Raw genomic sequence first — 21,614 nt, forward strand, 5'->3', positions numbered from 1 at the left:
TTGGGCACGGTATCCGGGTCGATGCCATCGGCCTGATACTGGGCTTCTTTTTCCTTCAGCTCGCGCGCCACTTGCTCACGTTGGGCTTCGTTGTCGCTGTTGAGCGCGGCCTGCACCTTCTCGGCCAGCCGGTTTTGCAGGTAGTCGTTGATCTCGCCCGCGCGGGCATTGAGGATGCGATAGATGCCGAAGTCGAGTTCCGGGCGGTCGATCTGGAAAATCTCGCGCAGCTTGGCGACGAGCTCCTGGAATTTGGGATTCTGTTTGTTGGTCATGGTTTGCCCTGGTCTCGGGATTTCTGATTCTTCGAAGGATTTGCGTTTCAGATGACCTGCCAGCGGATGCTGAACAAGGTTTCGCTGGAGGTCTTTTCTTGCAGGCGCTGCTGGAGCGAGGCAATCAATTCGTCGCGCTTGGCGATGATCTCGTCTTCGACGGCGAAGATTTCCTGCCGCAAACGTCGTTGCTTGCGCTCTAGCTCAGACAGTTCGCGCTGGATGCCGTCCTGCTCCTGCAAGGTAACGGCCTTGCGGGCGTCGCGCTTCAATTGGGCGATGCGTGCCTTGGTGTTCTTCAGGGCTTCTTCGGCGGCCAGCAGCTTGTCGTCGGCCCAGCGTTCCAGCTTGTCCCGTTCTTCATTGAACAGGCGCTGGTTGGCTTCCAGCACCTGGGCAATGGTGGCTTTGAGCGCGCGCTGGCTGTTGGCCAGCAGGGCCTCGGGCACAGCGGTGTTCAAAGGAGTGGGTTTGCCTGCTGCTGGAATGGCCATCAGCTTTTCGCAGGTTTCCTGATCCAGTACCTGACCATCGTCAGTAAGACCGGAGAATAGCAGCGCCTCGGTGGTCTCGAAGGCGGTGACTTCCAGCCGGGCCAGCGTCAGCCAGCCGGACATGCCGCGCAGTTTCTCGATGACGGAGACGCGCGCGCCGTGTTTGCTGTAGTCGAACTTCAGGGTGGCGACAGGCGTTGCGGCATTCAGGCTGGTATCAATGCTCCACTCCCCCAGCGGGTGGCTGAGGCGGTAGGCGTGCGCCAGCATGTCCGGCTGCGCTTGGGTTTGGGTATTGGCGCGAATGAGCTGATAGCGGCCTGTAGCGATTCCGGTTGGCGGCGTGCTCAATGAGAACGCGTAGGACTGCTCGTCGAAGCGTGCACGGTCATTGAGCGCATGGCGAGTAACACCCCAGAACCAGCGTCCCAGCTTGTCAAGCCGCGCTTCAGCGTCCTGTAGGCGCAGCTTGAGGCGGTCGTGAACGTCTTCATCGAAGTTTTCCAGTAGCTGTGACTGGGTGTCTTTGATCCGGTCGGCAATGACTTCTTCCAGCTCCGTTTGGAGGGCATTGAAGGCGGCTTCGATCTGCTCGGGTTGACGACAGGTGTCGTAGATCTGGAGGATGCGTTTTTCAAAATCGAGGCCACCCTCGATGCGGCCCAGCACTTCATCGCTCGCGCCGAACACACCCGAGAACAGCTTGAATTTCTCGGTGAGCAGTTCCAGCACGCGCTGATCGGCCTGGTTGCGGGTGTTGAGGAAGTTGATGACCACCACATCGAAACGCTGACCGTAGCGGTGGCAGCGGCCAATGCGCTGCTCGACGCGCTGCGGGTTCCACGGCAGGTCGTAGTTGATGATCAGCGCGCAGAACTGCAGGTTGACGCCTTCGGCAGCCGCTTCGGTGGCGATCATGATTTCCGCGCCGGTGCCGTCGTCCTTGCGGAAGTGGTCGATCAGCGCGGTGCGGCGATCTACCTGCGGCGAGCCGGTGACGCGATCCGTGCCTTTGTACGCTTCCAGCCAGCGCTGGTAGATGGCGGTGGAGTCCTCGTGGGTGTTCGTGCCGCTGAACAACACCAATTTGCCCGCGTGACCGTTGGCTGAGAGGAAGCGGTGCAGGTACTCCTGCGTGCGCCTGGATTCCGTGAAGATGATGGCCTTACGTGGCGCCCGTAACTCGGTCATCTTGGCGAAGCCCAGGTTGAGCGCCTTGAGTAACGCCTGCGCCTTGGTGTCGGTTTTCAGGGCTTGGGCGGCATCGACGAATGCGGTCAGCTCCGCGATCTCTGTGGTGATGGCGGCACGGACTGCATGGGCATCTTTTGCAGCGCCCGGCTTACCTTCTTCGAGTGGCGCAGGCGTCGGGACTTCAGCGTTGTCTTCTGCCTCGCTGGCTTCCTCTTCCAGGCAGTCCTCTTCCAGGCAGTCCTGCTCCAGGTCGTCCTCGGCAATGAGTTGTTCGACCAGCTGGCTGCCATCGTCTTCCGCTTTGTCTGCTGTGAGCAAGCCCTGCAGGCGCTCGCGGATGGTGACCAAGGTGGCAGCGACGGCGTGCGAGCTGGAGGCCAGTAGCTTGCGCAAGATCAGTGCTGTGAGGTGGCGCTGCTGCTTGGGCAGGGCGAAGGAGTCTTCCTTTTGCAGAAAGGCCGAGATGCGCTCGTACAGCGCCTGCTCGTCGTCGGTGGGGTTGAACGGCTGAGTGAGGGCCTTGCGCTCGGTGTACTTGATGTACTCCAGCACGTCACGGCGCAGTGTGCGTTTGGCGAAGCTGGCAAGACGCTCACGCAGTTCGTCAAGACCCGCCCCGCTGTTCATGAACTGCTTGCGGAAGGCAGCTTCGTCGCCGAACAGGTGCTCGTCGATCAATGTGGACAGGCCATACAGCTCCATCAGCGAGTTCTGCAGCGGCGTGGCGGTGAGCAGCAGCTTCTTGCGGCCTTGCAGTGCGCGCTTGAGCGCCTGCCCGGTACGGTTGCTGGCGCGGTGTGCGTTGCGCAGCTTGTGCGCTTCGTCAATGACCACGACATCCCAGGGCACGGCGCGCAGCTCAGCTTCCAGCTTGGCTGCAAACTGGTAGGACATGATGACGACCGCCTTGCCAACCTGCCGTTGCAGGGTGGCGAGGATGTCGCCAGCGGATTTCTTGCGCAGGGAGACTGCATCCACCACGGTGGTGGGCACGGCGAACTTGTCCTGAAGCTCCTGCGCCCACTGCTTGCGTAGGCTGGCCGGGCAGATCACCAACAAGCGTCGGCGGCGTTCGGCCCAGTACTGGCAAACCACCAGCGCGGCTTCGATGGTCTTGCCGAGGCCCACTTCGTCGGCCAGCAGCACACCTTCCTGCAACGGATTTCGAAGGGCGAACAGCGCCGCCTCGATCTGGTGCGGATTCAGATCAACACTGGCATCGAACAGGGACTGCGACAGGCGATCCACGCCGTCGGCCGCGTGTCGCCGTGTCAGCTCGTGGGCGTAGTACTTGGCGTGATAGGCGGAGATCAATCTGTGCCCTCCGCCTTCTTCGACTGGGCCGCGATCCAGCCGTCGATGTCCGCCGTCCTGAAACGCCACATCCCGCCGACCTTGAAGGCCGGTATCTTCTTGGCCGCCGCGAGCCGGTAAATCGTCCGCTCCGTGACCTTCAGGTACTCGGCGACTTCCTTGATCGTCAGGATTCCGCTTTCGCTGGTGTTTTGGGGCATGGAATGCGGCCAGTCGAATGTTGGGTAAAAAGGGCAGAATAGTGCAAGATCTTCTAGCAGCCTGTCGGGCTTACGAAACCATGGTCACGAAGCTACCGGGCTTACCGCTTGGTCGGTTTGCCTTTACTTGGTAGCGATGGCCGTTGAATTTGAAGTCGTAACCCTTTTGAACGGAAGTCATGCCTTGCATGGCAATTGTATATTCTTCAAGCGAACAGCCGAGGAGTAGTGCTGCATCAAGCTCTGATAACGCAGATGTAATTAAGGATGCATTGCCAAAGGATTTCTCCCTGGCAAGCACCGTTTCCACAAGGCGATTACGAAGAGTTTTCATGAGATTGCAATCAGGACTCTGCCGAGTACATCAACTGTCGCTGGTGCTTCAAAGCCAGCAGCACAACCTCAGCGTCGGAATGAGCGTAAAGGACGATGAATTGCTGGCCGACGACGGACTCGCGCAGTGAAGGCAACCCGGCCTGCTCAGCCAGTTGCTGAACAGCGTCGGCCTTCAGCATAGCTTGTGCAGATTTTGCAGATAGAAACCGCGCGGGCCGACCGCTGGCTGGCGACCACGCCAAGATGGCGATCATCTCCCGGATGTCAGCCTTCAGCTTGCTCTGCCGTGAATCCGCGCTGTCCGCATCCTGAACCAGAAAGAACTGGTGAGCGGCATCCAGGTTGGCAAGGAAATTCGGTGCGGCTTCGACCTTGGCGTTCAGGGGTAACGCCATGACTTCAGGACAACGCCTTCATAAGATCTACGTTCGATACGCGATGCCCGGCCAAAACCTCACGCAGACTTGCTTCAGCTTCAGTCAGTAACACGAGGCTTGCATGTTCAGCCTCCAGGGCATGGTAGTAGTCCAGGCGTTTTGCATCAACCAAGGCAACGTAAGCAGCGCCGTTCTTGGTCAGCAGCTTTTCAGCGCCGGACACCACATCGTCAGCAAGCTCAGTCAGGCGAGCGCGAGCCTCGCTGATCGGCACTACATCTTGGGCAGTGAAGTTCATGGCAAAATCCTTTAACACAAACGTTAACATTTAGTGTATCAGATGCCGATGGTGTTGCACGACTTGACGAGTTGCTGGAGAGCGTACGTGACATGGGGCGCCATATGCGTGGCGAGGCTGTCACGGGGGCAAGGGTACGCGAGTTTCCCGAGCCGGACGTCAAGGCCATCCGGGAACGCACCGGTTTGAGCCAGACCCGCTTTGCTTACCTGATCGGGGTCAAGCCCAAGACCCTGCAGAACCAGGAGCAGCACCGGGTTCGCCCGGCAGGTCCGGCGCGGGCGCTGCTGAAGATCGTCGAGGCCAACCCCAACGCCTTGTCGGTGCTTCACGCCTGACCCGGCAGGAGCGATGCCTGGCCGCTGACCCGCCGGGTTTGCGTCCCGCCGAGTCCTTGGGATTGGGGAACCGGCGGACGTTTCCCCTACGCTGCGGTCACCTGCCGGGAGGGCGGTGGCCGCTTTTTGCGGTCAGTCGCTCAGGCCGGCGGATGCGTCTTCAGCCAATTTTTCAAGGCCGCGTTCATCCGCGTCTGCCAGCCCTCGCCGGTTGCCTTGAAGGCCTCGACCACGTCCGCGTCGTAGCGCACGGTCGATGCCAGCTTACGGTTAGCAGCCTTGAGCCGGCCACGGCGAACTCAAGCCAAACCTGCAAAGTGCGAGCAGGGCAGCATCCAGCGGCCGGGTTGGCCGGGCAGTTCGATAAAACCGAAGTGCAGGTAGAACGCGGCCGCGTTGGGGGATTTGGCATCCACCACGATGGCAGCAACCGCCAGCGTTTCACTGGCGGCAGTAACGCGCTTGCACGCATCCACCAGCAAGATCGAGCCCAGGCCCTTTCCTTGCCCGTTTCCCTGCCCCTGCTGATTTACGGCCAATCGGCCGAGCAACGCGACCGGCACCGGGTAGCGCGGTAATTTCTTGCGCCACGCCTCGGGCCGCGTCTCGGCAGCGATGCTAGCTGCGCTGAGCGTGTAGCGGAAAAACAACAGGTGTGGACCAGCGCCATCAGTTTTGCCGAAATCGCGCTTGGGCTGGCGCTGATGCCAACGGGGAAGCGCCAGGTGGGGCTGGCAGGGGCGGCACAAGCAATGTTCGAAGAGGAGTTCGAGGGGCGCTGTCTGCCATTCGATGAGCGTGCGGCACTCCACTACGCCGCTATCGTCGCGCAACGCACGCGTGCCGGTCGCCCCATCCGTAGCGAAGATGCCCAGATCGCTGCCATCGCGCTCACGCACGATCTGACCCTGGCCACACGTCATGTGTCCGACTTTGAAGGGATTGACGGCTTGCGGATCGCCAACCCGTGGCTGACAAGCTCATGAACCTCCTCTTCATCCACCAGAACTTCCCCGGCCAGTTCAAGTTCCTGGCCCCGGCCTTGGTGCAGCACGGCCATAACGATTTTCCACCTCATCAGGCTTCCACCCCGCACAGGGCGAGCAGGGCTTGCAGGCCCTGGCTCAGGTGCCGGTCGCGGTGCACGAGGATCAGGAATTCCCGGCTCAGGTCGAGAAAGGGGGTGTGCACCGGCAGGAGCGTCGCCTGGTCGAAGGATTCCTGCAGTTCCAGGCGGGAGAGGCAGCCCAGGCCGAGGCCCCGCCGCACGCACTGGCGGATGGCTTCCGGCTGCTCCAGTTCCAGGGCGAGGCGCGGGCTCAGGGTGGCGTTGGCCATGGCCCGCTCGAATACTTCCCGGGTCCCCGAGCCCCGCTCCCGCAGCACCCAGCGGGCATCGGCCAGTTCCTCCTGGGTGACGATGCGGCCGGCGAGCGGATGGCCGGGGCCGGCGAACACCACCAGCGGGTCCGGCTGCCAGGGCAGGCGCCGGATCGCCGCCTCCTGCACCGGCCCCTCCACGAAACCGAGGTCGATGCGAAACGCCAGCAGCTCGGCGACCACCTGAGCGGTGTTGTGTAGTGCAAGGCCCAGGCGGCTGCCGGGATGCCGCTCTGCCATCCCGGCGAGCAGATCCGGCAGCAGATGGTTGCCGATGGTGAGGCTCGCCCCCAGTTTCAGGTCGAAGGCGGCGCCGCCGCTCAAGGCTTCCGCTTCCAGGTCCCGCACCCGGTCGAGGATTTCCAGGGCCCGGGGTAAAAGCCGCCGGCCCTGCTCGTTGAGGAGCAGTTGCCGGCCCACCCGGTCGAACAGCTGCCCATCGAGCTGCCGTTCCAGTTCGGCAAGGGCCATGCTGGCCGCTGCCTGGCTGAGGGCAACCGTAGCGGCGGCGCGGGTGACCTGGCCGTGGCTGGCGACGGCGGCAAAGACTTCCAGTTGGCGCAGGGTGATTTTCATGGCGCAGTCGGGAAAACCCGGACTTTTCCGCAGCGGGAGGAAACGGCACCGGCCCGGCGGCAGAACAAGCCCGGCCCTCTTTCGCGATGATGGCAAACCCCCATCGGCTCGCTCCTGCAAATCCGCTGACACGGGCCGCTTGCCGCTGGGGCCCATGGCGTTGACGGCCGAAAACACGGATAGAGACTTACGGCGCAAGGGAGTGCAATATCCCAGGCTCTCCTCGTCGAGGTGTTGCACCTGGAGTTTGAGTCGGCCAGGTCAATACACACTATCGTGGTCACCCACGTTGATGGGGATGATGCGCTGATCCTGAATCAGCAACTCCAGGGTGATGCGATAGGAGAGATCGATGGCCACCGAATGCACGCCTTGCAGCTTGCCGCTCAGCGCATGCAGGCGCAGGGAAGGGTGGAAGGGGTTGGCCTGCAGCAGGGCCAGGGTTTTGAGGTAATGCTGGCGTAACTCGGGATGCTTTTTCAGCCAGCGGGCCGCACGGCGGTTGTAAGCCTCGGTAAAGCAGAGCGTGTAGCTCATGCCAGCTGGTCGAGCCGGGCCAGGTGCTGTTCTGCCGATTCCTCGATAAAACGCCCGGCCGCCAGGTCAGCGCGGGTTTCCGCCAGCGCGGCATCGAGTTCGCATTCGCGCAGGTACTGGTAGTGGGCGAAATCCATCACCACGAATCGATCCTTGCCGCGCACCGACACGATCGCCTCCGATGACTGGCTCAAGGCCGCCTCGATGGCGGCGACTCCCTTGATTTTGAGATCGTTGGCCGTGATGTGTGACATATGGGCACCTCGTGAATAAAGCGGTTGTGCGTGCTTTATATCACACGGTTCACCGCACTTCCATGACTTACGCCGGATCGCCGCCGCCCGCAGCGGGAGGAAGCGGCTTTGGCCCGGCGGCAGAACAAGCCCGGCCCTGTTTGGGGCTTACCCGCCTTGCCCGAGCACGGCAAGTGCGGGCGGCTTTGGCCCCCGTTTTTCCGGTCCCCTTACGTTCGGTCCCCTTGCGTTCGGCCAAGGCGCTCCGGATCAAGAGGAGGGCATTACATCAGAAAAACCGATTCATTAAATAAAAAAAATCAGTTTTACCTATTCGATGCGACTCCTTAAGGTAGCGTCCATTCCGGTAACGTCCTTCCCGGTAGTGTCCTTCCCGGTAGTGTCCTTCCCGGTAGCGCCCATCCCGGTAACGCCCATCCGGTAACGCCTATCCGGTAACGCCTATCCGGTAACGCCCATCCGGTAACGCCTATCCGGTAACGCCCATCGGGTGACACTCATCCGCGGGGCCTCGCCGGGTAACGCCCGCTTTCTTTCTGGAGTCTTTTCATGCCCGTCTTGCGCACGCTCCGGCAACTTGCGCCCGGCCTTGCCCTGGTCCTTGCCATCGGTCTTGGGGCGACCTTGCTTGCCACGGCGGCCAAGCTCGAACGGCTGGGATTTGGCCCCTTGAGCCTGGCGATCCTGCTCGGGGCGCTTTTGGGCAACCTGTTTTCCTGCCTGCACGCCCCGGCCCAGCAGCCTGGCCTGGCCTTCGCCCAGCGCCGTTTCCTGCGCCTCGGGGTGGCTTTGTTTGGCTTCAACCTCAGCCTTCAGCAGCTCCTGGAGGTGGGAAGGAACGGCCTTCTCGCGGATCTGTTCATGGTCGGCAGCACCCTGGGGCTGGGCTATTTCCTCGGCACCCGCTGGCTCGGCCTGGATCGCGAGAGCGCCCTGCTCACCAGCGCCGGCAGTGCCATCTGCGGCGCCGCGGCGGTGGTGGCGACCGTGCCGGTGCTGCGACTCGATACCGCCAAGGCGGCCGAGCAAACCGCCGCCGCCATTGCCACCGTGGTGTTGTTCGGCACCCTGGCCATGCTGCTCTACCCGCTGCTCGCCCACTGGGTCTGGCAGGATCACCCGGGCTTTGGCATCTACGTCGGTTCGACGGTGCATGAAGTGGCGCAGGTGGTGGCAATCGGCCACTCGCTTGGGGATGCGGTGGCAAGAGAGGCCATGATCGTGAAGATGCTGCGCGTGCTGCTGCTCGTTCCCTTTCTGCTCTCGTTGAGCGCCCTCTTGGGCGGCAAGGGGAAAAATGCCGGCCGGCCGGCAATCGCCATGCCCTGGTTTGCCCTGGGCTTCATCGCTTGCGCCGGGCTCAACTCCCTCGCCCTCTTGCCGCCTTCCGGGGTGGAGCTTTTGCGACGGCTGGCCGCCCTCCTCCTCACCGGCGCCATGGCGGCCCTGGGGCTCGAGACCACCTGGGTGCGGATGCGCCGGGCCGGGCCCCGGCCGCTGCTCCTGGGGGCCTTGCTGTTTTTGCATCTGGTCGTGCTGGGCGGGCTCTGCAACTGGTGGCTGGCGGCCTGACGGCAGATCAGCGCTCCCGGGCGGCCTCGGCCAGGTTGGCTGCCCGCTGCAGGCATTGCTGGTAACGGCCATCCACCTTTTCCGCGAACCAGGCGGTGCTCAGCTTGCCATGGATCTTCGGGCTCTGCAGCCGGATGCGGGGCAGGATTTCCCGGGGCAGATGCCGGCCGGCGGCTCCGTCGGCCATGGCCATGACCTTCTGGTAGAGCGGGCTGCGGCCGAAGGCCTCGCTCTTTTCCAGCTTCAGGCTGGCGAGGATCTCCCCGTCGCTCAGACCCAGGCGGCGGGACAGTTTGCGGGCGGCCTGCCAGGTGGCGCTGGGCTGGCCGCCGTAATCGAGCAGATCCCCGTCCAGGTCCATCTCCACCCGGGCCAGCTGCGCCAGGGCCTGCTGGAAGGCGGCGTTGCGGCTGCTGTAGCGCCCGGCGTTGAAGTCGGCGAAACGGTAGCGGGCTTCCTGATAAATGGCCGGGTAGTCGAGCAGGTGGGCAATGCCGAAATACAGGCCGCCCTTGCGGCTGAACACGGCGCTGCGCACATCCCCTCCGGCCTCCCGCACCAGGGCGGCGGCATGGGCGTTGTCCCGAGCGTGCTCCCGGGCAAAGGCGACGCTGACCTGCATGGGCCCCCCGGTGCGCACCGGGTTGTAGCCGCTCAGGAGCTGCCGGCCAAAGAGCAGGCCTTCGATGATGTCGCCGTAGAGCAGGCTCATCTGCTTTTCCGTGCGCAGGCTGTCGATGCGCTGGCGGTAGCTGCGGCCGTTGGGCGAGGTCCGGTCCAGGGCCGCATCCAGGGCCAGCCGGGGAATGTGGTAGCGCTGCCGGCGGGTTTCGATTTCCTTCCAGGCGATGGCGGCCAGGCCCGGCACCACCGGATCGGCCTGAAAGCTGGAGACCTGTTCGGTCACCGCCATGGCGGCGCAGTAGTTCTCCTTGTTGCCCGGCAGGCCCAGAGCCTCCACGGCGGCGGCGATATCCTTCGCCCAGCCGGCCCGGTCCCGCACCGAAGGCGGCAGCAGGGCTTCCGCCAGGGCGCGTCCGTGCAGGGCAGGGGAAGGAGGAATGAGAGGCGGCGCGGGCAGCGGTGTCAGGACCTGAACCGGGGGCGGCAGTTCCGGCAGGGGCTGCTGAGTCACTCCGGGCTGGATCACCGGCATGCTCGCCGCCCCGGAAGGCCCGGCCGGCAGTTCCTGGCGGCGCTCCAGCGGCGCCGATTCCAGGGCTGATTCCTGGGCTGATTCCTGGGCTGATTCCTGGGCTGATTCCTGGGCCGATTCCTGCAGGGTGCCGCAGCCCCCCAGCAGGATGCAGGAGAGAAACACCCCGGGCCCCAGCCCATGCCGGCGCCGCATCACGACTCCGGCCCCGACTCCGGCCACGACTCCAGCCCCGGCATTGATCTGCGCGTCAAAGCCCCGATGTGGCTTCGGGCGTCGATGATTTCATCCCGGGCCTCGCCAGCCCGGGGCCGGGGCGCTTCGACCACCGGGACGGTGGCCGGGGGCGGCGGCACTTCCTGCTGGCAAGGGTCCGGATGAGCCGCCGGTGCTGCGCCGCCCCCCGACAAGCACGGGAAGAAGCCGATTGCCATCAGCCCACCCAGCGCCGGGCGTTGCGGAACATGCGCAGCCAGGGGCTGTCGCCCTCGCCTTGCCGCCATGCCTTGGGGTGCCAGGACATCTGCACGCTGCGAAACACCCGCTCCGGGTGCGGCATCATGATGGTGAAGCGGCCGTCGGCCGTGGTAAAGCCGGTCAATCCCCCCGGAGAACCATTGGGGTTGAGCGGATAGGTCTCGGTCGGCTGGCCGCGGTGATCGACGTAACGGAGCGTTGCGGCCACGGCTTTCGGAGCGGAGTCCTCGAACACTGCCCGGCCTTCACCGTGGGAGACCACGATGGGCAGCACCGAGCCGGCCATGCCCTGAAAGAAGAGCGAGGGCGAATCCAGCACTTCCACCTGCACGAAGCGGGCCTCGAACTGCTCCACCCGGTTGCGGCGAAAGGCCGGCCAGGCAGAAGCGCCGGGGATCAGTTCCTTCAAGGCGCTCAGCATCTGGCAGCCGTTACAGACCCCCAGGGCGAAGCGGTCGGGCCGGGCAAAGAAGGCGGAGAAGGCATCGCGGCAGCGCTCGTTCATGAGGATGGTGCGGGCCCAGCCTTGGCCGGCGCCGAGCACGTCCCCGTAAGAAAAGCCGCCGCAGGCGACGAGGCCCTTGAAGTCTTCGAGGCATTTCCGCCCGGCGAGGAGGTCGCTCATGTGCACATCGACCGACTCGAAGCCGGCCCGGTCGAAGGCGGCGGCCATTTCGTAGTGGCTGTTCACCCCCTGTTCGCGCAGGATGGCGATTCTGGGCCTGGCGCCGAGCGCCAGATAGACCGGGGTGAAGTCGTCGGCCGGGTCGAAAGTGAGTTTCGGGGACAGGCCAGGGTCTTCCTTGTCGAGAAGGCGGTCGTATTCCTCCTGGGCGCATTCCGGGTTGTCGCGCAGGCTCTGCATGCGAAAGCTGGTCTCGGACCAGGCCCGGTGCAGGTCGATGCGGCTTTCGCACAGCACCTTCCGGGCATTCCGGACCACGCGGATTTCGTCGCGGTCATTGGGATAGCCGACGAAGAAGTAGGGCACGCCCAGGGCGCGCAGCACCGGGGTGACTTGTTCCCGGTCGGCGCGGCGGATCTGGATCAGGGCGCCCACTTCCTCGTTGAAGAGGGCGCGCACCAGGGTTTCCTGGCTGCGGCCGGCAAGGAGATCGGGACGCTTCTCGGCGCCGTCGATGTCGAGGGTCTGCGCATCGAAGCAGAGGCCGTCCATGTCCAGGGTGACGCCGACATGCGCGGCGAAGGCCATTTCCGCGGCCGCCACGAAAAGGCCGCCGTCGGAGCGGTCGTGGTAGGCGAGGATCAGGCCCTTTTGCTTGAGTTGCTGGACGGCATCGAACAGGGCCTTGAGTCGGGCGGGCTCCTCCACGTCCGGGGCATCCTCGCCGGTGGCGTTGTACACCTGGGCGAGGGCCGAGCCACCCAGGCGGTTTTTGCCGAGGTCGAGCAGCAAGAGCTCGGTTTCGCCCTGATCCCGTTGCAATTCGGGGGTCAGGGTGTTCCTCACATCGGCCACCGGGGCAAAGGCGGTGACGATCAGGGAGAGGGGCGAGACCACCTGGCGCTGCTGGCCGCCCGCTTCCCAGGCGGTGCGCATCGAGAGGGAGTCCTTACCGACCGGAATCGCCAGGCCGAGCTCTTGGCAAAACCGGGAAACGCCCTCCACCGTGTCATAGAGCCGGGCATCCTCGCCGGCAAAGCCGCAGGCGGCCATCCAGTTGGCGGAGAGCTTGACCTGGCCGAGCGCACCGATGTCGGCGGCGGCGAGGTTGGTGAGGGCCTCGGCAATCGCCATGCGGCCGGAAGCCGGGGCATCGAGCACGGCCACCGGGGCGCGCTCGCCCATGGCGAAGGCTTCGCCCCGATAGCCCTGGTAGCCCATGCAGGTCACGGCGACGTCCGCCACCGGCACCTGCCAGGGGCCCACCATCTGGTCGCGGGCGGTCATGCCGCCCACGGAACGGTCGCCGATGCTGATCAAAAAGGTCTTGTCGGCGATGCCAGGCAGCTTCAGGAGCCGGTAGGCGGCCTCCTTCAGGTCGATGGAGTCCGGGTCGAAGGGCAGGAATCCGGCGCCCTGGCGGCGCACGTCCCGGGTCATGCGCGGCGGCTTGCCGAGCAGGGCGTCCATGGACATGTCCACCGGCTTGTTGCCGAAGTAGCGGTCGGCCACGGTCAGATGGCCGTCGGCGGTGGTCTCGCCCACCACCGCACAGGGGCAGCGCTCCCGCTCGCAAAATGCGGTGAAGTCGGCAAGGCGGGCCGGGGGAATGGCCAGCACATAGCGTTCCTGGGCTTCGTTGCACCAGATTTCGGCGGGGCTCATGCCCGGCTCTTCGATGGGCACCTGGCGAAGCTCGAACCGGGCGCCGGCCTTGCCCGAGTGGGCCAGTTCCGGGAAGGCATTGGAGATGCCGCCCGCCCCCACGTCGTGGATGGAGAGGATGGGATTGTCCTTGCCCATCTGCCAGCAGCGGTCGATCACTTCCTGGGCCCGGCGCTGGATTTCCGGATTGCCGCGCTGCACCGAGGCGAAGTCCAGGTCTTCCGTGTTGACCCCGGCGCTCATGGAGGAAGCGGCGCCGCCGCCGAGGCCGATCAGCATGCCGGGACCGCCGAGCTGCACGAGCAGGGTGCCGGGCGGAAAGAGGGCTTCCTTGAAGGATTGTTCCGCCTGGATGTTGCCCAGGCCGCCGGCGATCATGATCGGCTTATGGTAGCCGCGCACGATGTGGTCGACAGGCTGCTCGTAGGCGCGGAAATAGCCGGTCAGGTTGGGCCGGCCGAATTCATTGTTGAAGGCGGCGGCGCCGATCGGGCCTTCGATCATGATCTCCAGGGCCGAGGCGATGCGGCCGGGGCGGCCCGCGTCGGTCTCCCAGGGCTGCACGGCTTCGGGAATGTTCAGGTTGGAAACCGAGAAACCGCAGAGGCCGGCCTTGGGCCTGGAACCCTTGCCGGTGGCGCCCTCGTCGCGAATCTCGCCGCCCGAGCCGGTGGCGGCGCCAGGAAAGGGGGAAATGGCGGTGGGGTGGTTGTGGGTTTCCACCTTGGCCAGGATGTGGGTCAGCTCCTCCTGGTAGCCGTAGCGGCCCTGGGCATCCGGGTAAAAGCGGGGAATGGTGGCCCCGGCGAGGATCGCGGCATTGTCGGCATAGGCCATCACCGTGCCTTCGGGATGAGCCGCATGGGTGTCGCGGATCATGCCAAACAGGGTCTTCTCCTTGACTTCCCCATCGACCACCCAGGAGGCGTTGAAGATCTTGTGGCGGCAATGCTCGGAGTTGGCCTGGGCAAACATCATCAGTTCCACGTCGGTGGGATTGCGGCCCACGTCGGTGAAGATCTGCAGCAGGTAGTCGATCTCGTCGTCCGAGAGGGCCAGGCCCAGGCTTTGGTTCGCTGCCTCCAGCGCCGGCCGGCCGCCCGCCAGGAGGTCCACGGTGGTGAGCGGCTGGGGCAAAAAATGCTGGAACAAGGCGCTGGCGGCCTCGAAGGAATCCAGCACCGATTCGGTCATGCGGTCGTGGATCAGGGCCGCGACGGCCTGCCGCTGCTCCACATTCAGGGTTTTGCCACCTTCTTTGCCACCCTCTTTGCCACCCTTCAAGGCCAGGCGGAAAGCCACGCCCCGCTCGATCCGTTCGATGCCGGCGAGGCCACAGTTATGGGCGATGTCGGTGGCCTTGGAAGACCAGGGAGAAAGAGTGCCGATGCGGGGCACCACGAAAAAGAGTTCGCCCTCGTCCGCCCCGGCAGGCTGTTCTTCCAGCAGCTGAGCGAGCTGGGCCCGTTCCTTTTCCGGCAGCGGCGCTTTCAGGGCAACCACATGCCAGTACTCGGCCGTGACGCTGGCCAGCTCCGGCAGGCTGACGGCCAGGCGGGCCTCCAGGCGCTGCAGGCGGAACGCGGAAAAGGCGGCGGCGCCGCGCAGGAACAGGAAATCAGCCATGGCAGGTAGGAAACCGGGGATGGGAAAGCCCGCCATTATACCGGTTCCACAGCCGGCTTCAGGAGGCTGAACCGGGCTAAAATGGCGCCTCATTCATTTCCGCTGACGAGCAATCCCATGAGCGAATTCCACTTCGACGTTGCCCTTGAAGATTTTGAAGCCAAGGTTGTCATGCCCTCCATGGAAACCCCGGTACTGGTGGATTTCTGGGCCGAATGGTGCGCCCCCTGCCAGACCCTGAAACCCATGCTGGAAAAACTGGCCGAGGAATATGGCGGCCGTTTCCTGCTGGCCAAGGTCGATGCGGACGCCAATCCGGAACTGGCCCAGCACTTCGGCGTGCGCAGCATTCCTGCCGTGAAGGTGCTGTTCCAGGGCCAGCTGGTGGATGAATTCACCGGCGCCCTGCCCGAATCCGGACTGAGGGCCTTCATCGACAAGGTCGCCCTGCCCGCTTCCACCAACCTGCGCGAACAAGCCGCCGCCCTCGCCGCCAGCGGCGACTGGGATGGCGCCCTGCAGCTCCTGATCCAGGCCACCAACGCCGCCCCCGACGACGAGGCCACCCGCCTCGACACCGTGGAAGCCCTGCTGGAACTGGAGCGCAAGGCAGAAGCCGGGCAACTGCTGGCCCTGGAATACCACACCGAAACCGAGCGGGCCCAAGCCCTCAAAACCCGGTTGGAACTGGCCGCCAATGCCGTGGATGCCGCACCGCTGGAGGCGAAGGTCGCCGCCAACCCGGACGACCTCGCCGCGCGCCTGGAACTGGCCAAGGCCTACGCCGGCAATGGCCAGTTTGAAAAAGCCATGGAAGCCGCCCTGGAAGTGGTGCGCCGCGACCGCTTCTTCGATGCCGGAGGAGGCCGCCGCACCCTGCTGGAGTTCTTTGAAGCCCTGTCCGGTAACGAGCGTCACGATGATTTGATACGAAAATATCGCCGGGCCTTGTCAGCCGCATTGAACTGAATGCGTTGATCAAGGACGCACGGCAGCCCCTTGCCGTGCGTCCCCTGGACAAACCGAACCTGAAAAATGACCGCCAGCGACAGTCGCCCCTCTCCGACCCCCATGGATGTACTCAAACAGTTCCGCGCCATCTTCAATACCGTCAAGCAGCACTTCCAGCAGGTCGAGTCCCCCTGCCGGATCAGCGGCGCCCAGCTCTGGGCCATGGCCGTCATCGTCCGGCAACCGGGTCTGCGGGTTTCGGAACTGGCCAGGGCCATGGCGGTGCACCAGTCCACCACCAGCAACCTGGTCGAGCGGCTGGTGGAACTGAAGTTGGTGGAGAAGCGGCGTTCCGAAAATGATCAACGGGTGGTGCATCTCTACCCCCTGCCCGCCGGCATCAGCCTCATCGCCCAGGCGCCCCAGCCCGTGGAAGGCGTGCTCCCCGAAGCCCTGACCCAGCTTTCCGCCGAAAACCTGGTCGAACTGCACGCGATCCTGGACAAGCTGCTGGGCATCCTGCAGGCCAAGGAAGCCGGGAAGAATGTGCCACTCTCGGAAATCTAGCCAAAAAAAAAGGCGCCCTGAATCAGGCGCCGGAAAATTGGGGTTTGTCTTCCCAACAAGATGAGCAAAAACCCATCGCCATCGCGAGGGTGACGGATTATACATTCCTACCAATTCATTTGCCTAGAAAAAACTCCACTCCAGGAAACACGCATGAATCATCGAAATCATCGAACCCTGTCTTTTCCCATCGCCACCAGCCTCCTGGCCGTCCTGCTGCTGGCTGGCTGCGCCGAGCCACTTCCCCTGCTCAAGGCAACAAGCCCGCCTGCCCCGCCCCCCGTCGCCCAGCGCGCCGCGATGCCCGCCCCCCGCCCGGTGGTTGCCGACGCGGTGTACACCCTGGATAGCAGCACATCGGCCCTGCCCAGTTCGGTCGAGACCTCCCTGGAAAACATTGCCCGCCAGGTCAAGGCCAACCGCAATCTGGTGATCCGGCTGGAAAGCTACACTCCCAGCGGCGGCAGCCGCGAAATGAATGTCAGCCTGGCCACCTCGGCCGTGGAACGGATCCGCCGTCGCCTGGTGGAACTGGGCATCCCCTCCTACCGGATCAGCCTGGCTCCCCTCGGCGAGGAACACCCAGAAGCCCAGCGCCTGGATGGCAGACGCGTCGAACTGTTCATCGTCCCCCTGCCCCGGTAAGCGCCCGACGATTGACAAGCCCCCACCCAAAGGGCATAAGGAGGCAATTCATCCAGCCCGATCCCCCCCCATGAACCCAGCCCCGGAAAACTCCCTCTATTTTTCTGCCAGCCTGCGCCAGATCGAACAGGCCAATGCCCAGGCCGGGCTGATGGTGCGCGCCGGCGCAGCGGCGGCCGATTGGGCGGTCGAGCTGCTGGGCAGCCGCACCGCGCCCATCCTGATCCTGGCCGGCCCCGGCAATAACGGCGGCGACGCGCTGGAAATGGCCAGCCTGCTGCGCACCCGACGGATTCCCGTCGAAGTGGTGTTCAAGGGCCAGGCGGAAAGGCTGCCGGCGGATGCCCGCCAGTCCTGCCAGCACTTCATCGGCGAAGGCGGCACCTGCCTGGAGCGAATCCCCCCGGGAGTCGAATGGGGCATGATCGTGGACGGCCTGTTTGGCATCGGCCTCGACCGCCCCCTGGAAGGGGAATACGCGGAACTGGTACAGGGCATCAACAAGCTGGCCGGCTACCTGCATTGCCCGCTGCTGGCCCTGGACTGCCCCTCGGGGCTGGATGCGGATTCCGGCTTCTGTCGCGGCCCGGCCATCAACGCCACTCACACCCTCACCTTCATTGCCGGCAAACCCGGCCTGTATACGGCGGATGGCCCGGATCACTGCGGCCACATCCGGGTCCACCACCTGGGACTAAACCACCCCCTGCCCAAGGCTGCCGACGGGGAACTGGTGCACATCGAGGATTTCCGCCATTGCCTGCAGCCGCGCCGGCGCAACAGCCACAAGGGCAGCCACGGCAGCATCGGCATCATCGGCGGCGCCCACTCCATGCTCGGCGCCCCCCTGCTGGCGGGCCGGGCTGCCCTCAAACTGGGGGCCGGACGGGTCTTTCTGGGGCTCCTCGACCCCCAGGCGCCGGGCGTGGATTTTTCCCGGCCGGAACTGATGCTGCGCAAGCCGGAAGGTATCTTCGATGCCGAACTGACCGCCCTGGCCTGTGGCCCCGGCCTGGGTCGCAGCGTCCATGCCGCCGAACTGCTGGAACGGGCGCTGGCCACTTCCCTTCCCCTGGTGCTGGATGCGGACGCCCTCAACATCCTCGCCTTTGAAGAAGCCCTGCAAACCCTCACCCGCAACCGGGCCGCCCCGGTGCTGCTCACCCCTCATCCGGCCGAAGCGGCCCGGCTGCTCGACCTGCAGGCGGTGGTCATTCAGCAGGACCGCATCCACATGGCCCAGAAACTGGCCCGCCGCTACCAGGCCTGGGTCGCCCTCAAGGGCTGCGGCACCGTGATTGCCGACCCGGAGGGCTGCTGGTGGATCAACACCAGCGGCAACCCCGGCCTGGCCAGCGCAGGCACCGGCGACGTGCTCACCGGCATCCTCACCGCCCTCCTGGGCCAGGGCTGGCCCAGTACCGAAGCCCTGCTGGCCGCCTGCCACCTGCACGGCCAGGCCGCCGATCAGTTGCTCCTCGCCGGCATCGGCCCGATCGGCATGTGCGCCGGGGAACTCGCCGACGCGGCCCGGAGCCGTTTCAACCAGTGGATCGCGGCCGCCCCCTGAGGGCAGCCCGGAAAGCACCGTCCCTTGCAGGCCCACATTCCCTCCCCCGTCCGGGGCATCCTGTTCCTGCTCGGGGCCGTGCTGCTGTTCGCCATCCTCGATACCACGGCCAAATACCTGACCCGGCACGCCGCCCTGGCCCTGCTGGTCTGGGGCCGTTACGCCACCCACCTGCTGCTGATGCTGATCCTGCTCGCTCCCCGCCGGGACAGCAGCCCGCTCCTGCGTGCGCCCCGGCCCGGCCTGCAAGTCCTGCGCGGCCTGCTACTACTGGGCTGCACCGGCTTCAATTTTGCCGCCCTGTCCTACATGCCCGTCGCCGAAACCACGGCCGTCTTCTTCACGGCGCCGTTGCTGGTGGCCCTGCTGGCCGGCCCCTGGCTGGGGGAAAAGCTCACCCCCGGACGCTGGCTGGCGGCCCTGGCCGGGTTTGCCGGCATTTTGCTGATCGCCCGGCCCGCCGCCGGCCTGACTCCCGCCGGCATCGTCCTGGCCCTGGGCGGCGCCGGCTGTTACGCCTGCTATCAACTCCTCACCCGGCAACTGGCGGAACACACCCCGCCCCTGACCCTGCTGTTCTACACCGCCCTGGTGGGGACCCTGGGCGCCTCCCTGGTCCTGCCCTGGTGCTGGCCCGCCGCGTGGCCCGCGACCTGGATCATCCTGACCACCATCGCCCTGGGCATGCTCGGGGGCAGCGGTCATCTGTTGTTGATCCATGCCTTCAGGAACGCCCCGGCCTCATTCCTCTCGCCCTTCCTCTACACGCAACTGATCTGGGCCACCCTGCTGGGCGCCATCGTCTTCCAGCACTGGCCCGATGCGCCGGCCCTGGGCGGCATGGCCATCATTGCCCTCAGTGGCGCCGCCCTGGGATGGCATCAAAGCCGCCCAAAAGACCAGAAACCCGTAGAATGAACCCCTGACTTTTTCGAGCCACATCATGGGACTCATCGACTGGCTGTTTTCCAGCTCTGACAAAAATACCGGGGATCCACAGATCCAGGCCGGCATCGAACGCCTGATCCAGATCGTCGACCCGCGCCTGAAGGCCCTCTCGGACGCGCCCGCCCAACTCGCCCCTGCGGTAGCCACCGCCCTGGACTTCTGCCGCAGCACCGTCGCCGCCCTGCCCGGCCCCCTGGATGCCTCCGCCGGAAACTGGCGCACCACCCCCCTGCTGCGCGCCCTGTTCACCCGGGCCGACGAAGTGCAACAAATTTTCAGCCGCCAGGCCGTCGTTCAGGAGTTCGTCGAGCAGCACCCGGAAGTCCAGACCTTCTACGCCATCCTGGGCGCCGTGCTGCAGGAAAAAAAAGGCTTTGGCGTCGCCCTGACCGGGGATGCCCTGCAGCACGACGTGGCCGTCACCACGCTCAACTTCACGCACCACCAGCTGCACCTGCCCTGCAGCACCCCGGAAGCCCTGGATCAGGAACTGGTCTGGGCCCTGTTCGACCAGCTGGGGCGGGAAATCCTCACCCGGCTCTCGGCCATCAAGGAAGGCCAGGCGGACCTGCAGGAGGAAATCGCCCTGCTGCGCACCCAGCAGGCTCACCTGGAACACCAGGGTATCGGCGACATTTTCTGCGATGAATCGGGCGCCCCCGTGGACACAAGCGAGGCGCTGGCAGCACAGATCAAGAGCCACCAGGCCCCCCTGGGCGAATCCCGGCAGCGCCTGCCCACCCTGGACGACACCCTGACCTGGATCGCCACAACCCTGCAAACACCGCAGCAGCTGGTCGAAGTCAAAAGCCTCGACTACCGTGTCAATAGCCTCAATCAACGGGTGCCCCCTGATCAACCCGGTGAAGACCTGCATTTTTCCCACTTCAGCTTTACCGCCCCCCATCCGCGCCGGGGGGTCATCCTGCGGGTCAGCTACCCGACCGCGGAACTACTGCCCAAAAGCACCCTGACCCAGGAAATCGAACGGCTTTACAGCTGAGGCGCCGCCGGACGGCGTCATCCGGGTCCAGGCCAGCCCACGGTGCCGTGAGCGCCGGGATGGGGACGGCGGGACAGCCTCTGAATGCCAACCTTTCACCCTTTCGCCCCAAGACATACATTCATGGATGTATGTATAATGGCCACCAAACACCCAAAACTCGTCCGGAGATCAGAACATGTCCTGCCCCCAAGCTCTCAAACTGCTCCCATTGCTGCTCAGTAGCGTCCTGGCCCTGAGCGCCTGCTCCAAGTCCAGTGCGCCCCAGGCGCCGGCGATGGGCCCCTTGCCGGTGACGGTGCTGGAAATGCAGCCCAGAAATGTGCCCTACTCGGTAGAAATCATGGCGCAGACCGAAGGCGCCAAGGAAACCGAGGTCCGCGCCCGGGTGGGCGGCATCCTGATGAAACAGCTTTACCAGGAAGGCCAGCCCGTCAAGTCCGGCCAGCCCCTGTTCCAGATCGACCGCGACCCCTACGAGATCGCCTACGCCGAAGCCAAGGCCCGGGCCGACCAGACCGCGCGGGAAATGGCGCGCATGAAGAAGCTGGTGGACGTCCAGGGGGTGAGCCGCAAGGAATACGATGATGCGGTCAGCGCCAACGACATGGCCCAGGCCGCCCTGCGCCAGGCCCAGCTCAACCTGTCCTGGACCCTCGTCACGGCGCCGGTGGATGGCATCACCGGCCGGGCCGACAAGTCCGTGGGCAATTTGATCACCACCGGGGCAGACAGCCTGCTCACCACCCTCTCCCAGAACGACCCGATGTGGGTGCGCTTCAGTCTGGCCGAGAGCGAAGCCGCCAAGCTACCGAGCCAGCGCCTGACCCCGGACAGCATCACCGGCGTGGAACTGATCCTGCCCGATGGCAGCGTTTACCCCGCCCAGGGCAAGCTCAACTTCCTTGCCTCCAGCATCGACCCCACCCTGGGCACCCAGCAGCTGCGGGCCGAATTCCCCAACAAGGAAGGCATCCTGCTGCCCGGCCAGTTCGTGCGCGTGCGGCTTCTGGCCGGTGAGCGGGAAGGGGTGTATCTGGTGCCCCAGAAGGCCGTGCTGCAGACCGAACGCGGCAATCTGGTGATGACGGCGGATGCCGAAAACAAGGTAGCCCCCCGCCCCATCCAGACTAGCGACTGGTACGGCAGCGACTGGGTGGTGCTGGGCGGCCTCAATCCCGGCGACAAGGTGATCATCGACAACCTGATGAAACTCAAGCCGGGCGCCCCCGTGGC

23 protein-coding genes and 1 pseudogene are annotated in these 21,614 nt (G+C 64.9%); 10 read left to right on the forward strand and 14 right to left on the reverse strand.

Going from position 1 to position 21,614, the window contains the following annotated elements:
- The 6 genes from WBH99_RS11945 to WBH99_RS11970 form a co-directional block, all read right to left on the reverse strand.
- On the reverse strand, positions 1 to 275 hold a 275-nt coding region (locus WBH99_RS11945; protein ID WP_424220321.1), incomplete at its 3' end, for a hypothetical protein.
- Positions 276 to 322: 47 nt separating this feature from the next.
- Positions 323 to 3,277 (reverse strand): SNF2-related protein, encoded by a 2,955-nt coding sequence (locus WBH99_RS11950; RefSeq protein ID WP_424220322.1) that lies wholly within the window; start codon positions 3,275 to 3,277, stop codon positions 323 to 325.
- A complete protein-coding gene (mads1, locus tag WBH99_RS11955) occupies positions 3,274 to 3,477 on the reverse strand; it encodes a methylation-associated defense system helix-turn-helix domain-containing protein MAD1 (protein ID WP_424220323.1) in 204 nt (67 codons plus the stop codon). The genes WBH99_RS11950 and mads1 overlap by 4 nt, the downstream gene beginning before the upstream one ends.
- A gap of 70 nt (positions 3,478 to 3,547) precedes the next feature.
- Positions 3,548 to 3,811 (reverse strand): hypothetical protein, encoded by a 264-nt coding sequence (locus tag WBH99_RS11960; RefSeq protein WP_424220324.1) that lies wholly within the window; start codon positions 3,809 to 3,811, stop codon positions 3,548 to 3,550.
- A gap of 10 nt (positions 3,812 to 3,821) precedes the next feature.
- A complete protein-coding gene (locus WBH99_RS11965) occupies positions 3,822 to 4,208 on the reverse strand; it encodes a hypothetical protein (protein ID WP_424220325.1) in 387 nt (128 codons plus the stop codon).
- A 4-nt stretch (positions 4,209 to 4,212) separates the two neighbouring features.
- Entirely contained in the window at positions 4,213 to 4,488 is a 276-nt protein-coding gene (locus tag WBH99_RS11970) for a type II toxin-antitoxin system Phd/YefM family antitoxin (RefSeq protein ID WP_424220326.1), read from the reverse strand.
- Between the two features lie 92 nt (positions 4,489 to 4,580).
- Between WBH99_RS11970 and WBH99_RS11975 the strand changes: the two genes are divergently transcribed.
- Positions 4,581 to 4,826, forward strand: coding sequence for a helix-turn-helix domain-containing protein (locus WBH99_RS11975; protein ID WP_424220327.1), 246 nt, complete (start codon positions 4,581 to 4,583; stop codon positions 4,824 to 4,826).
- A 140-nt stretch (positions 4,827 to 4,966) separates the two neighbouring features.
- Here the strand turns inward: WBH99_RS11975 and WBH99_RS11980 are convergent.
- Together WBH99_RS11980 and WBH99_RS11985 are read right to left on the reverse strand one after the other, a co-directional pair.
- A pseudogene (locus WBH99_RS11980) lies at positions 4,967 to 5,107 on the reverse strand (BrnA antitoxin family protein); the annotation flags it as partial.
- Between the two features lie 18 nt (positions 5,108 to 5,125).
- Entirely contained in the window at positions 5,126 to 5,620 is a 495-nt protein-coding gene (locus WBH99_RS11985) for a hypothetical protein (protein WP_424220341.1), read from the reverse strand.
- Between WBH99_RS11985 and WBH99_RS11990 the strand changes: the two genes are divergently transcribed.
- A complete protein-coding gene (locus tag WBH99_RS11990) occupies positions 5,510 to 5,812 on the forward strand; it encodes a hypothetical protein (RefSeq protein WP_424220342.1) in 303 nt (100 codons plus the stop codon). The genes WBH99_RS11985 and WBH99_RS11990 overlap by 111 nt on opposite strands.
- Here the strand turns inward: WBH99_RS11990 and WBH99_RS11995 are convergent.
- The 4 genes from WBH99_RS11995 to WBH99_RS12010 all read right to left on the reverse strand — a co-directional run bounded on the left by WBH99_RS11995 (position 5,746) and on the right by WBH99_RS12010 (position 7,573).
- Positions 5,746 to 5,886: a hypothetical protein gene (locus WBH99_RS11995; protein WP_424220343.1), complete on the reverse strand. Its 141-nt coding sequence runs from the start codon at positions 5,884 to 5,886 to the stop codon at positions 5,746 to 5,748. The two genes, WBH99_RS11990 and WBH99_RS11995, sit on opposite strands and share 67 nt — an antisense overlap.
- 17 nt (positions 5,887 to 5,903) lie before the next feature.
- On the reverse strand, positions 5,904 to 6,782 hold the full coding sequence (locus WBH99_RS12000; RefSeq protein WP_424220328.1) for a LysR family transcriptional regulator: 879 nt from the start codon (positions 6,780 to 6,782) through the stop codon (positions 5,904 to 5,906).
- A gap of 261 nt (positions 6,783 to 7,043) precedes the next feature.
- Positions 7,044 to 7,319: a type II toxin-antitoxin system YafQ family toxin gene (locus WBH99_RS12005; RefSeq protein WP_424220329.1), complete on the reverse strand. Its 276-nt coding sequence runs from the start codon at positions 7,317 to 7,319 to the stop codon at positions 7,044 to 7,046.
- The gene (locus WBH99_RS12010; RefSeq protein WP_424220330.1) at positions 7,316 to 7,573 is read right to left on the reverse strand and encodes a hypothetical protein; all 258 of its coding nucleotides are present in this window, start codon (positions 7,571 to 7,573) and stop codon (positions 7,316 to 7,318) included. The genes WBH99_RS12005 and WBH99_RS12010 overlap by 4 nt, the downstream gene beginning before the upstream one ends.
- Positions 7,574 to 8,122: 549 nt before the next feature.
- Here WBH99_RS12010 and WBH99_RS12015 point away from each other — a divergent pair.
- Positions 8,123 to 9,145, forward strand: a complete 1,023-nt coding sequence (locus WBH99_RS12015; protein ID WP_424220331.1) for a YeiH family protein — start codon at positions 8,123 to 8,125, stop codon at positions 9,143 to 9,145.
- 7 nt (positions 9,146 to 9,152) lie between these two features.
- On the opposite strand, the gene WBH99_RS12020 is transcribed toward WBH99_RS12015, so the two are convergent.
- Positions 9,153 to 10,496 carry a DUF1615 domain-containing protein gene (locus WBH99_RS12020; protein WP_424220332.1) on the reverse strand — a complete coding sequence of 448 codons (1,344 nt, stop codon included), beginning with the start codon at positions 10,494 to 10,496 and terminating at the stop codon, positions 9,153 to 9,155.
- Between the two features lie 238 nt (positions 10,497 to 10,734).
- Positions 10,735 to 14,694: a phosphoribosylformylglycinamidine synthase gene (gene purL, locus WBH99_RS12025; RefSeq protein WP_424220333.1), complete on the reverse strand. Its 3,960-nt coding sequence runs from the start codon at positions 14,692 to 14,694 to the stop codon at positions 10,735 to 10,737.
- A 117-nt stretch (positions 14,695 to 14,811) separates the two neighbouring features.
- On the opposite strand from purL, the gene WBH99_RS12030 reads away from it, so the two are divergent.
- From WBH99_RS12030 to WBH99_RS12060, 7 genes are all read left to right on the forward strand, one after another.
- Positions 14,812 to 15,663 (forward strand): tetratricopeptide repeat protein, encoded by an 852-nt coding sequence (locus tag WBH99_RS12030; protein WP_424220334.1) that lies wholly within the window; start codon positions 14,812 to 14,814, stop codon positions 15,661 to 15,663.
- Between the two features lie 102 nt (positions 15,664 to 15,765).
- Positions 15,766 to 16,212 (forward strand): MarR family winged helix-turn-helix transcriptional regulator, encoded by a 447-nt coding sequence (locus WBH99_RS12035; protein WP_424220335.1) that lies wholly within the window; start codon positions 15,766 to 15,768, stop codon positions 16,210 to 16,212.
- A gap of 153 nt (positions 16,213 to 16,365) precedes the next feature.
- A complete protein-coding gene (locus tag WBH99_RS12040; RefSeq protein WP_424220336.1) occupies positions 16,366 to 16,857 on the forward strand; it encodes an OmpA family protein in 492 nt (163 codons plus the stop codon).
- A gap of 70 nt (positions 16,858 to 16,927) precedes the next feature.
- Entirely contained in the window at positions 16,928 to 18,427 is a 1,500-nt protein-coding gene (locus WBH99_RS12045) for an NAD(P)H-hydrate dehydratase (RefSeq protein ID WP_424220337.1), read from the forward strand.
- A gap of 24 nt (positions 18,428 to 18,451) precedes the next feature.
- Positions 18,452 to 19,345, forward strand: coding sequence for a DMT family transporter (locus WBH99_RS12050; protein ID WP_424220338.1), 894 nt, complete (start codon positions 18,452 to 18,454; stop codon positions 19,343 to 19,345).
- A gap of 25 nt (positions 19,346 to 19,370) precedes the next feature.
- Positions 19,371 to 20,378 (forward strand): hypothetical protein, encoded by a 1,008-nt coding sequence (locus WBH99_RS12055; protein WP_424220339.1) that lies wholly within the window; start codon positions 19,371 to 19,373, stop codon positions 20,376 to 20,378.
- A gap of 178 nt (positions 20,379 to 20,556) precedes the next feature.
- Positions 20,557 to 21,614 (forward strand): efflux RND transporter periplasmic adaptor subunit (locus WBH99_RS12060; protein WP_424220340.1); only part of this gene is annotated, 1,058 nt, incomplete at its 3' end.

It is taken from the genome of Azovibrio sp., from assembly GCF_049658005.1.
GTDB lineage: Bacteria > Pseudomonadota > Gammaproteobacteria > Burkholderiales > Rhodocyclaceae > Azovibrio.

Bases quoted from the DNA above. Each gene is read 5' to 3' on its own strand.
- purL (WP_424220333.1), bottom strand. From the start codon at position 14,694: ATGGCTGATTTCCTGTTCCTGCGCGGCGCCGCCGCCTTTTCCGCGTTC.
- WBH99_RS12040 (WP_424220336.1), top strand. From the start codon at position 16,366: ATGAATCATCGAAATCATCGAACCCTGTCTTTTCCCATCGCCACCAGC.
- WBH99_RS12055 (WP_424220339.1), top strand. From the start codon at position 19,371: ATGGGACTCATCGACTGGCTGTTTTCCAGCTCTGACAAAAATACCGGG.
- WBH99_RS11975 (WP_424220327.1), top strand. From the start codon at position 4,581: ATGGGGCGCCATATGCGTGGCGAGGCTGTCACGGGGGCAAGGGTACGC.
- WBH99_RS11965 (WP_424220325.1), bottom strand. From the start codon at position 4,208: ATGGCGTTACCCCTGAACGCCAAGGTCGAAGCCGCACCGAATTTCCTT.
- WBH99_RS12005 (WP_424220329.1), bottom strand. From the start codon at position 7,319: ATGAGCTACACGCTCTGCTTTACCGAGGCTTACAACCGCCGTGCGGCC.
- WBH99_RS11970 (WP_424220326.1), bottom strand. From the start codon at position 4,488: ATGAACTTCACTGCCCAAGATGTAGTGCCGATCAGCGAGGCTCGCGCT.
- WBH99_RS12035 (WP_424220335.1), top strand. From the start codon at position 15,766: ATGGATGTACTCAAACAGTTCCGCGCCATCTTCAATACCGTCAAGCAG.
- WBH99_RS12030 (WP_424220334.1), top strand. From the start codon at position 14,812: ATGAGCGAATTCCACTTCGACGTTGCCCTTGAAGATTTTGAAGCCAAG.
- WBH99_RS12015 (WP_424220331.1), top strand. From the start codon at position 8,123: ATGCCCGTCTTGCGCACGCTCCGGCAACTTGCGCCCGGCCTTGCCCTG.
- WBH99_RS12020 (WP_424220332.1), bottom strand. From the start codon at position 10,496: ATGCGGCGCCGGCATGGGCTGGGGCCCGGGGTGTTTCTCTCCTGCATC.
- WBH99_RS12045 (WP_424220337.1), top strand. From the start codon at position 16,928: ATGAACCCAGCCCCGGAAAACTCCCTCTATTTTTCTGCCAGCCTGCGC.
- WBH99_RS11960 (WP_424220324.1), bottom strand. From the start codon at position 3,811: ATGAAAACTCTTCGTAATCGCCTTGTGGAAACGGTGCTTGCCAGGGAG.
- WBH99_RS11995 (WP_424220343.1), bottom strand. From the start codon at position 5,886: ATGGCCGTGCTGCACCAAGGCCGGGGCCAGGAACTTGAACTGGCCGGG.
- WBH99_RS12010 (WP_424220330.1), bottom strand. From the start codon at position 7,573: ATGTCACACATCACGGCCAACGATCTCAAAATCAAGGGAGTCGCCGCC.
- WBH99_RS12000 (WP_424220328.1), bottom strand. From the start codon at position 6,782: ATGAAAATCACCCTGCGCCAACTGGAAGTCTTTGCCGCCGTCGCCAGC.
- mads1 (WP_424220323.1), bottom strand. From the start codon at position 3,477: ATGCCCCAAAACACCAGCGAAAGCGGAATCCTGACGATCAAGGAAGTC.